At 65.8% G+C, this 8,120-nt stretch carries 7 protein-coding genes and 2 tRNA genes; 3 read left to right on the top strand and 6 right to left on the bottom strand.

Annotation, left to right across the window (positions count from 1 at the left end; all coding sequences use genetic code 11):
• Position 1 precedes the first annotated feature (1 nt).
• A tRNA-Met gene (locus VFZ97_15665) sits at positions 2 to 75 on the bottom strand.
• 1 nt (position 76) lies between these two features.
• Positions 77 to 149: transfer RNA gene (locus VFZ97_15660), tRNA-Thr, on the bottom strand.
• 73 nt (positions 150 to 222) lie between these two features.
• Between VFZ97_15660 and VFZ97_15655 the strand changes: the two genes are divergently transcribed.
• Genes VFZ97_15655 through VFZ97_15645 form a run of 3 tightly spaced genes read left to right on the top strand, consistent with a single transcriptional unit; the run spans position 223 to position 2,669 of the window.
• On the top strand, positions 223 to 732 hold the full coding sequence (locus tag VFZ97_15655) for a GNAT family N-acetyltransferase (protein HEX6394871.1): 510 nt from the start codon (positions 223 to 225) through the stop codon (positions 730 to 732).
• 28 nt (positions 733 to 760) lie between these two features.
• On the top strand, positions 761 to 1,216 hold the full coding sequence (locus VFZ97_15650) for a peroxiredoxin (GenBank protein HEX6394870.1): 456 nt from the start codon (positions 761 to 763) through the stop codon (positions 1,214 to 1,216).
• Positions 1,217 to 1,250: 34 nt separating this feature from the next.
• Positions 1,251 to 2,669 (top strand): aldehyde dehydrogenase family protein, encoded by a 1,419-nt coding sequence (locus tag VFZ97_15645; protein HEX6394869.1) that lies wholly within the window; start codon positions 1,251 to 1,253, stop codon positions 2,667 to 2,669.
• Here the strand turns inward: VFZ97_15645 and VFZ97_15640 are convergent.
• The 4 genes from VFZ97_15640 to VFZ97_15625 all read right to left on the bottom strand — a co-directional run bounded on the left by VFZ97_15640 (position 2,650) and on the right by VFZ97_15625 (position 7,956).
• Positions 2,650 to 3,633, bottom strand: coding sequence for an ATP-binding protein (locus tag VFZ97_15640; GenBank protein ID HEX6394868.1), 984 nt, complete (start codon positions 3,631 to 3,633; stop codon positions 2,650 to 2,652). The genes VFZ97_15645 and VFZ97_15640 overlap by 20 nt on opposite strands.
• A 241-nt stretch (positions 3,634 to 3,874) precedes the next feature.
• Complete coding sequence (locus VFZ97_15635; protein HEX6394867.1) at positions 3,875 to 5,383, bottom strand: class I adenylate-forming enzyme family protein; 1,509 nt, start codon at positions 5,381 to 5,383, stop codon at positions 3,875 to 3,877.
• A gap of 34 nt (positions 5,384 to 5,417) precedes the next feature.
• Positions 5,418 to 5,726, bottom strand: coding sequence for a hypothetical protein (locus VFZ97_15630; protein ID HEX6394866.1), 309 nt, complete (start codon positions 5,724 to 5,726; stop codon positions 5,418 to 5,420).
• Positions 5,727 to 5,799: 73 nt separating this feature from the next.
• On the bottom strand, positions 5,800 to 7,956 hold the full coding sequence (locus tag VFZ97_15625; protein HEX6394865.1) for an acyl-CoA dehydrogenase: 2,157 nt from the start codon (positions 7,954 to 7,956) through the stop codon (positions 5,800 to 5,802).
• Between the last annotated feature and the right edge of the window lie 164 nt (positions 7,957 to 8,120).

Below are 8,120 nucleotides of genomic sequence, written 5' to 3'. Positions count from 1 at the left end.
GTAGCGGCGGTCGGACTTGAACCGACGACAACTCGATTATGAGCCGAGTGCTCTGACCAACTGAGCTACGCCGCCGAGCCCCCTGTCGGAATCGAACCGACGACACCAGCCTTACCATGGCTGTGCTCTGCCGACTGAGCTAAGGGGGCGCACTGCAAGCCGGACCAGGATACCCTCGGCCTGGGGGGTCGGCCAGCAACGACCGGGTACGCTCCCCCGCCGATGCAGTACCGGCTTGCCACCGAGGACGACTCTGAGGCGATCCGCGTCATCTACAACAAGGAGGTGCTCGGCTCCACCGTCACCTTCGACCTGGTGCCACGCACCGCTGAAGAGCAGTTGGTCTGGATGGACGAGCACAGCGGCGCCTGGCCGGCCGTGGTCGCCGTCGATCAATCGGGCGTCGTGAGCGGCTTCGGTTCCCTGTCGCCGTACCGGCCTCGCCCCGCTTACCGCACCACCGTCGAGGACTCGGTGTACGTCGACGAGTCGGTACGGGGTCAGGGGGTCGGCAAGGGGCTGCTACTCGAGCTCGTCCGCCTCGCAGCAGTGCACGGCTTTCATACGGTGATCGGGCGAATAGTCGGGGGCCACGAAGCGTCCATAAGGCTGCACGAGGCGTGCGGCTTCGAGGTGATCGGGGTCGAGCGGGAGGTCGGGCGGAAGTTCGGGCGGTGGCTCGACGTGGTGCTGATGCAGCGGCTGGTCGCCGGGACACAAAAAGGGGCGTAACTCCTCGAACGAGGGATAGCTTCTGATCATGAACCTCGGCGACATAGCCCCAGACTTCAAGCTGACTGACGAGACAGGTGCCACCCGGTCCCTATCCGAGTTTTTGGAAAAAGGTCCGGTCGTCCTGTACTTCTACCCCGCGGCGATGACCCCGGGGTGCACCGCAGAAAGCTGCCATTTCCGTGATCTGGCTCCGGAGTTCGAGAAGGTCGGGGCCCAGCGGGTCGGGATCTCCGCCGACAAGGTGGACAAGCAGCAGCGGTTCTCGACGAAGCACAACTTCGACTTCCCGCTGCTCTCCGACCCAGATAAATCGGTGGCTCGCGCATACGGAGTCCGGCGCGGGCCGGGAATCATCCCCAACAAGCGGACCACGTTCGTGATCGGCACCGACGGGTTGGTCAAGGACATCATCCGCTCGGAGACCAACATGTCCGCCCACGCTGACCGCGCCCTGGAGGCGTTGCGCAGGCTTCCTGCGTAGGATTCAAAACATCTGAAAAGGGAGGGAGAACTCGATGATTGTTCGCGACACCATTTACATCGACGGAGCATGGGTCCCGAGCAGTGGCAAGGGCACCATCGACGTGATCAACTCGACCACCGAGGAGGTCATGGGCACGATCCCCGACGGAAGTGCCGACGACGTGAACCGTGCTGTTGCGGCTGCGAAGAAGGCGTTTCCAGCATGGGCGGCGACTTCGGTCGAGGAGCGTGCGAAGTACTGCTCGCGAATCGCTGAGGGGATCGCCCCCAGGATGGACGAGATCGCCACGCTCGTCAGCCAGGAAGTCGGCATGGTCAAGCCGCTGAGCCTGCTGGTTCAAGCGGGCCTCCCGTTCAACTCGTTCAACGTGATCCAATCGATCGTCGACGAGTTCCCTTGGGAGGAACGGATCGGCAACTCCCTCGTGGTTCGCGAACCCATCGGGGTTGTCGGCTGCATCACCCCGTGGAATTACCCGCTCCACCAGATCGCGGCGAAGGTCGCTTTCGCGCTCGCCGCCGGATGCACCGTTGTGCTCAAGCCGTCCGAGGTGGCGCCGCTGAACGCGTTCGTCCTGGCCGAAATCATCAACGACACCGGTCTGCCGGCAGGCGTTTTCAACATGGTCAGCGGCGTCGGCCCTGTCGTCGGGGAGGCGATCGCGTCGCACCCCGATGTCGACATGGTGTCGTTCACCGGTTCGACCCGCGCCGGGCGGCGCGTTGCAGAGCTCGCGTCAGCCCGCGTCGCCAAGGTGGCGCTGGAGCTGGGCGGCAAGAGCGCAAACGTGATCCTCTCCGACGCCGATCTGAAGAAGGCGGTATCGGACGGGGTGGGCAAAGCCTTCCTCAACTCCGGGCAGACCTGCTCGGCACTCACCCGGATGCTCGTGCCGCGGGAGAAGCTCGCCGAAGCCGAGCAGATCGCAGCCTCGGCTGCCGAAGCGATGACGGTCGGTGACCCCTTCGCCGAGAGCTCGAAGCTGGGTCCGCTGGTCTCGCAGGCGCAGTGGGACCGGGTCGAGGGCTACATCCAGAAGGGCATCGACGAGGGAGCCAAGGTGGTCGCCGGCGGCCCGGGCAAACCGGAAGGTCTGGAGCAGGGCTTCTTCGTCAAGCCAACGGTCTTCTCGAACGTGAAGCCTGACATGACGATCGCCCAGGAGGAGATATTCGGGCCGGTCCTTTCGATTCTGCCCTACGACTCCGAGGACGAAGCCGTCGAGATTGCCAACGGGACTCCGTACGGTCTAGCCGGCGGTGTGTGGGCCGGCAGTCAGGAGCGCGCAGAGGCGATCGCCCGCCGCCTGCGCACCGGGCAGGTGGAGGTCAACGGTGGAGCGTTCAACCCGAACGCGCCGTTCGGTGGCTACAAGCAGTCCGGAGTCGGCCGGGAGTACGGCAGGTACGGACTGGAGGAGTTCCTCCAGGTCAAGAGCCTGCAGCTGTAGCCGGGATCGGGCAGCGCCGGGGAGGACGACCGGCCAGCTGGGCGAGGACCTCGTCCCGCCACCACAGGCGGTACGCGACGACTTCACGGCTGGCCGGCAGCGTCAGCAGATAGCGGCGGGCAAGCCGGCTTGCCGCGCGGCTAAGGACTGTCGCCAGGCGGTCGAAGTACTTGCCGGCGTCGTCCGGCACGGTCATGTCGACGTCGACGTACTCCTCCCCGCGCGTCAGTGCGGCTTGCGCGGCATCGAGGCCGGTCTCGCGGAGATGTCCTATATGGGACTCGATGTCCTGGCTCGCCTTGACCAGGTCGCGCAGTTCCATGGGCGCCGTGCGACCGAGCCCCATCACCTGCATCTCACGCTGGAGATCGGTGAGCTGGCGGACCGACTCGACGAGCAGCCGTACGGGCACCCCGACCAGATGGACCTGGCGGCCCTGGCGCGCGACCGAGATGACCTGGGTGACCCCTGCAGCCCGAGAGGCCGCCGCGATCCTTCGGGGATGGGGCGCCGGCGGGTAAGCGGGCGCCGGCTGCGGGCTGACCATTCTCCGGCTCGTTCCGACCTCCGCCCAGACGACCTTCCCGCCGCCGTCGGGGTCGACCCCCCACCGGTCGGCCGTCACCGCGACAAGGGCAAGCCCGCGGCCGGTCATCGAGCGGGTCTCGAGAAGGTCGGCGGGATCGTTTGCCGTGACCTTGGGAAGCTTGGTGCTTCCGTCGCGCACCTCTATGCGCACTCCCGAACCGAGCCTCTTGACGGTCAGCCCGGCAGGGGTGCCGGCGTGAAACACGACGTTGGTTACCAGCTCGGAGACGGCAAGGGCGGCGTCTTCGATGACTCTCTCGGGAAGACGCCAAGCCGTCGCTGCGTCCACGACCGCGCGCCTCGCCGCGACAACACTCTCGAGCTCCGGCGAGAACTGGTTTTGGATCACATGAGTGACCTGACGAGCGTCGATCATGTCCCAATCCCCTAAGCAAGCGTCGCTGCCAACGATTGCATTTCCGTGTACTTAGAGTCTAAACAGATAAAAACCGTACGTCCCAACAACGACCTGCTGTCTGGGCCGGAAACCCGTGTACGGGTCCTCGAATTCTCTCGTCGTCATCGGCGAAAATCTTTAGTTTCCGGCGGCACCAGAGGTTGTTCACCACCGGGCCTGAAAGCGGGCCGGAGTCAGCTTGCGGGGTCAGCTTGCGGGGTCAGCTTGCGGGGAGCTGCCGGATCTCGTCGCGGATCACCCGTCGGAGAAGCTTGCCTGTCTCGTTGTAGGGCATCTGTTCCCGAATCAGGATCACCTCGGGTGTCTTCGTCGAGCGCAAGCGGGTGCGCACCCAGCCCTTGAGCTCGTCGACGGTCGCTGTACTTCCCGGATGGAACACGACGGCGGCCGCGACGGCTTCACCCCATTGTGGATCGGGGACGCCGACGACGGCGGCTTCTGCGACCGCGGGATGTTCACCAAGCACGTCTTCGATCTCGCCGGGCGAGAGGTTCTCGGCGCCTCTGACGATGACGTCGTCGAGCCTTCCGTCAAGGAAGAGGAATCCTCCTTCGTCAACCCAGCCCGCGTCCTTGGTCGGGAACCAGCCATCGGGATCGAGGACCGAGCCGGTGGCGTACTCCCCGGCAACCTGATCCCCCCTGACGTAGATCTCGCCTCTCTCGCCAGGCGCAAGCGGCTTCCCGTCGGCATCGCGTATTTCGAGCTCGATCGTGGGCAGCGGTCGCCCCACCGAGCTGAGGCGCCTGCGGATCGCGGAGTCGTCGCTGGAGATGCAGTCGCGGTGGTCCTGAGGTGTCAGCGCGGCGATGGTCGAGCTGGTTTCGGTTAGCCCGTAAGCGTTGACCAGGTCGACGTTTGGGAGCACGCGCATCACCCGCTCCACAAGTTGAACTGGTGCGCGCCCACCGCCGTAGGAAAGGTGCCGGAGTGTCGGAAGGCCGGACCCGTCGGCTTCGATCTGCTTGACGATGCGTTCGAGCATCGTCGGGACGACCATCGCCTGAGTCACTTCCTCTCGCCTTGCGAGATCGACCCATTCCTTCGCGTCGAACGCCGGCAGGTACACGACTCGACGGCCGGCGAACAGCGAGCTGAGGACGCTGGCCACTCCGGCGATGTGATACGCCGGGACGCTCACCAATTGGGCCTCGTCTTCACCGGCACCCAGGAACTCGACCGTGTTCAGGACGTACGAAGCCAAGTGTCGGTGACGCAGTACGGCGGTCTTGGGCTGTCCGGTTGTTCCGCTTGTAAAGAGCAGTACCGCAACTTCTTCACCTTCGAGCAGCGGAAGGTTCTGCTGCTGGGCATCGCTCCCGTTCGCCATTGATGCGGCGAAGTCCTCGGTCGGGACCCGTTCGAGGCCTTCGACGCCTTCCGTTCGGGGAAGCATCTCCCGGTCACACACGAGCCCCGCTGGTTGGACACGACCGAGAATCCCGGTGAGCTGGTCGTCGGTTAGACGGTAATTCAGCGGTGCGAACGGCAAGCCTGCCCTCGCTGCGCACAGCAGCGTCAGAGGGAACGCCGGCGAGTTGAGACCGAGAAAAGCGACCCGCTCGTACTGCCTGTCGAGCAGCTGCCCTGCGCCGGCCTGCATCGCGTCGAGCAACTGCGACGCGGTCCAGCCATCCTCGCGGTTACCAAGAAGGATCCGGTCGGGAGCCGCCTCGCCGACCATCTCGACCAGAAGGGGGATGTTCACGGGTTACCGCAGGCGATGGCTCGAGGTCTAAGGGTCAATCTGACGACGGAAGCGGCTTGGCGGCCTTGACGCCGAGCACAACATCGCCGAGCGACAAGGCACCGTCTCCGGCTTTGGTGCAGAGAAGCTCCAGTTCACCCGAGTCGTCCGTGTAGCGCTTGCCGAGCTGGGTGGGCCCGGCGAACTTGGGGTCCAGTTCACCGGCTTGCGCCCCGTCCCCACCGACCGGCGCCATCGGCTGTCCACCGCAACGCAAGTCGACGTCGCCCGCCGGTGCGCGCACAACGACAACCTCGGTGGTGTCGACAACGCTTCGAAGCCTGCTCCCCGCTTTCAAATCCATATCAACCTCATTCCTACATCGCCCCGTACAACAGCCACAAACCCGCTCCCTATCGATCAGTGACGCCGCGCAGCTACTTGATCAGCGGGTCGCGTGGCAGCCCGAGGATCCGCTCCCCGATCTGGTTCCGTTTGATCTCGGACGTACCACCGGCGATCGACATTGCCCGATGCATCAGCACCATGGTCCCGGCCAGCGACGCGGGGCCTTCAAGGAAGACGAGGTCGGGCCCACTGAGTTCGCCGAGTATCGCGGCTGCCTCGTGCCCGTTTTCCGACAACACCAGTTTGGTGACGTTTCCTTCCGGCCCGGGACCGCCGCCGGCAACCGCTCGGTTGGCGCTGCGCAGGTTCAGCAGGTCGATCGCCTGCATGCGCGCCAGATGCCGCCCCAATCGTGGGGATCCGCCGGGCAACCGGTCGGGGTTCGCGTCGAACGGGGCGATGAACATCTCGGGTGGCATCGTCACTCCGCCTTGGCCGCCACCGATGCTGACGCTCTCGTTCCCCAGCGTGGCTCGCGCGACCGTCCAGCCCCCGTCGACCGGTCCGACCACGTCGTCGTCGGGGACGAAAACATCGTTGAAGAAGACCTCGTTGAACTCCGATTGGCCGGTGATCATCTTCAGCGGCCGGACCTCCACGCCATCGGCCTTCATGTCGATGACCACGGTCGTGATGCCCTGGTGCTTGGGGACGTCGGGGTTCGTTCGGACGGTGGCAAGGCCGTAGCGCGCGACATGAGCACCGCTGGTCCAGACCTTCTGACCGTTGATCAGCCAGCCGCCCTCGACCCGGGTCGCACGTGTCTTTATCCCGGCGGCGTCGGAACCGGCATCGGGTTCACTGAACAGCTGGCACCAGATCAGCTCCTGGTTCAGCGCCGGGCGCACCCACCTTTTGACCTGGTCGTCGGTGGCGTGCTGGACAAGGGTGAGGATCACCCAGCTGGTGATCCCCAGGCTCGGGCGTTGGATCCCTGCGGCCGAGAACTCCTGCTCGATGACGAGCTGTTCGACGGCGCCGGCATCCCGGCCCCACGGCTTGGGCCAGTGGGGCATCGCGTAACCGGTCTCGATCATCTCCTCGCGTCGCGCCGCCGCGTCGAGCGGCTTGATCCTTTCGGCGAACTGACGAACCTCGTCGCGCACCGACTCGGCTTCCGGCGGAAGGTCGACCGTCCGTTCGCGGCGGATCCCTTTGCGAGCCAGATCGGTCACATCTGAAGCCGCCGCCTCGGCATCGAGGAATGCCTCGATCGCCGTCGCGCGTCGCAGGTACAGATGCGCGTCGTGCTCCCAGGTGAACCCGATCCCGCCGTGAACCTGGATGTTCAGGTTGGCGGTCTCGTCCGCAGCGGGCAGCGCAAGCGACGCCGCTACCGCAGCCGCGTAGCTGAACGGGTCCCCTCCGGCCGCCGCCGCCCGGGCCGCGTCCCACACCGCGGCCGTGGCCAGCTCGGTCGCGACGAGCATGTTGGCGCAGTGGTGCTTCACCGCCTGGAATGTCGCGATGGGCCTCCCGAACTGGACCCGAGCCTTGGCGTACTCCGCCGCCGATTCAGTGCACTCTCGAGCGACGCCCGTGGCCTCCGCGGCAAGAAGAAGTCGGGCGTAGTCGACCAGCGTGCGCCGCGCCCCGGGAAGTACGTCGGCGTCGGCGTCGGCGAGCCGCACCCTGGCGGCTCGCCGGGTGGGATCGAGATTGGATGGGACCTCGACATTCACGCCACCGCTGCGCGCATCGACGACGACGAGGGCGTCCCCCGACGGCACCACGATCAGGTCGGCGAGCCCGCCGCCGAGCACGACGCCCGCGTCTCCTGTCGCCTTGCCTCCTGCGACGGTCACTTGCCCGCCCAGGCCAACTCCGGCGACCTTGCTTCCGTCGGCCAACCCCGGGAGAAGGCGCGACGCGATATCGGTCGGTGCGGAAACGGCGATAACAGCGCTCGCGATCACTGTCGAAACGAACGGCCCAGGGGCGACCGCACGCCCGAGCTCCTCGACCACCACTGTGAGCTCCTCCAGGCCGAAGCCGGAACCACCGTCCTTCCCCGGGATGTGCAATCCAAGCCAACCGAGCGACGCGAGCTCCGACCAGAAGGACGGAATCGACTCGGAGCCGGACGTCAGCAGCTGCCGGGCAGCTCCTCTGGAATCGTTCTTCGCCAGGAAGTTGGAAACGGTGGTCCCAAGCGACTGGTGCTCGTCGGTAATGGCGATCGACATCGGCGTTTGCTTCCCCTGTGTCCTGGGGGTGTCCGGGGGGCCAGTTCGGAGCTGGCCCATCCCCCCGGGCGGCAGCCTAGGCGGCAACTGCCTAGACAGTCCTATCCACGAACGCTGACGATTCCATCCGCTCGGCCCCGGTTGTGCCACTCCAGAACCTGTTT

The organism is Acidimicrobiales bacterium (genome assembly GCA_036378675.1).
In the GTDB taxonomy this organism is placed as follows: domain Bacteria; phylum Actinomycetota; class Acidimicrobiia; order Acidimicrobiales; family Palsa-688; genus DASUWA01.
Note: the sequence above shows the minus strand (reverse complement) of the source record. Positions and strands in the feature narration are given on the sequence as shown.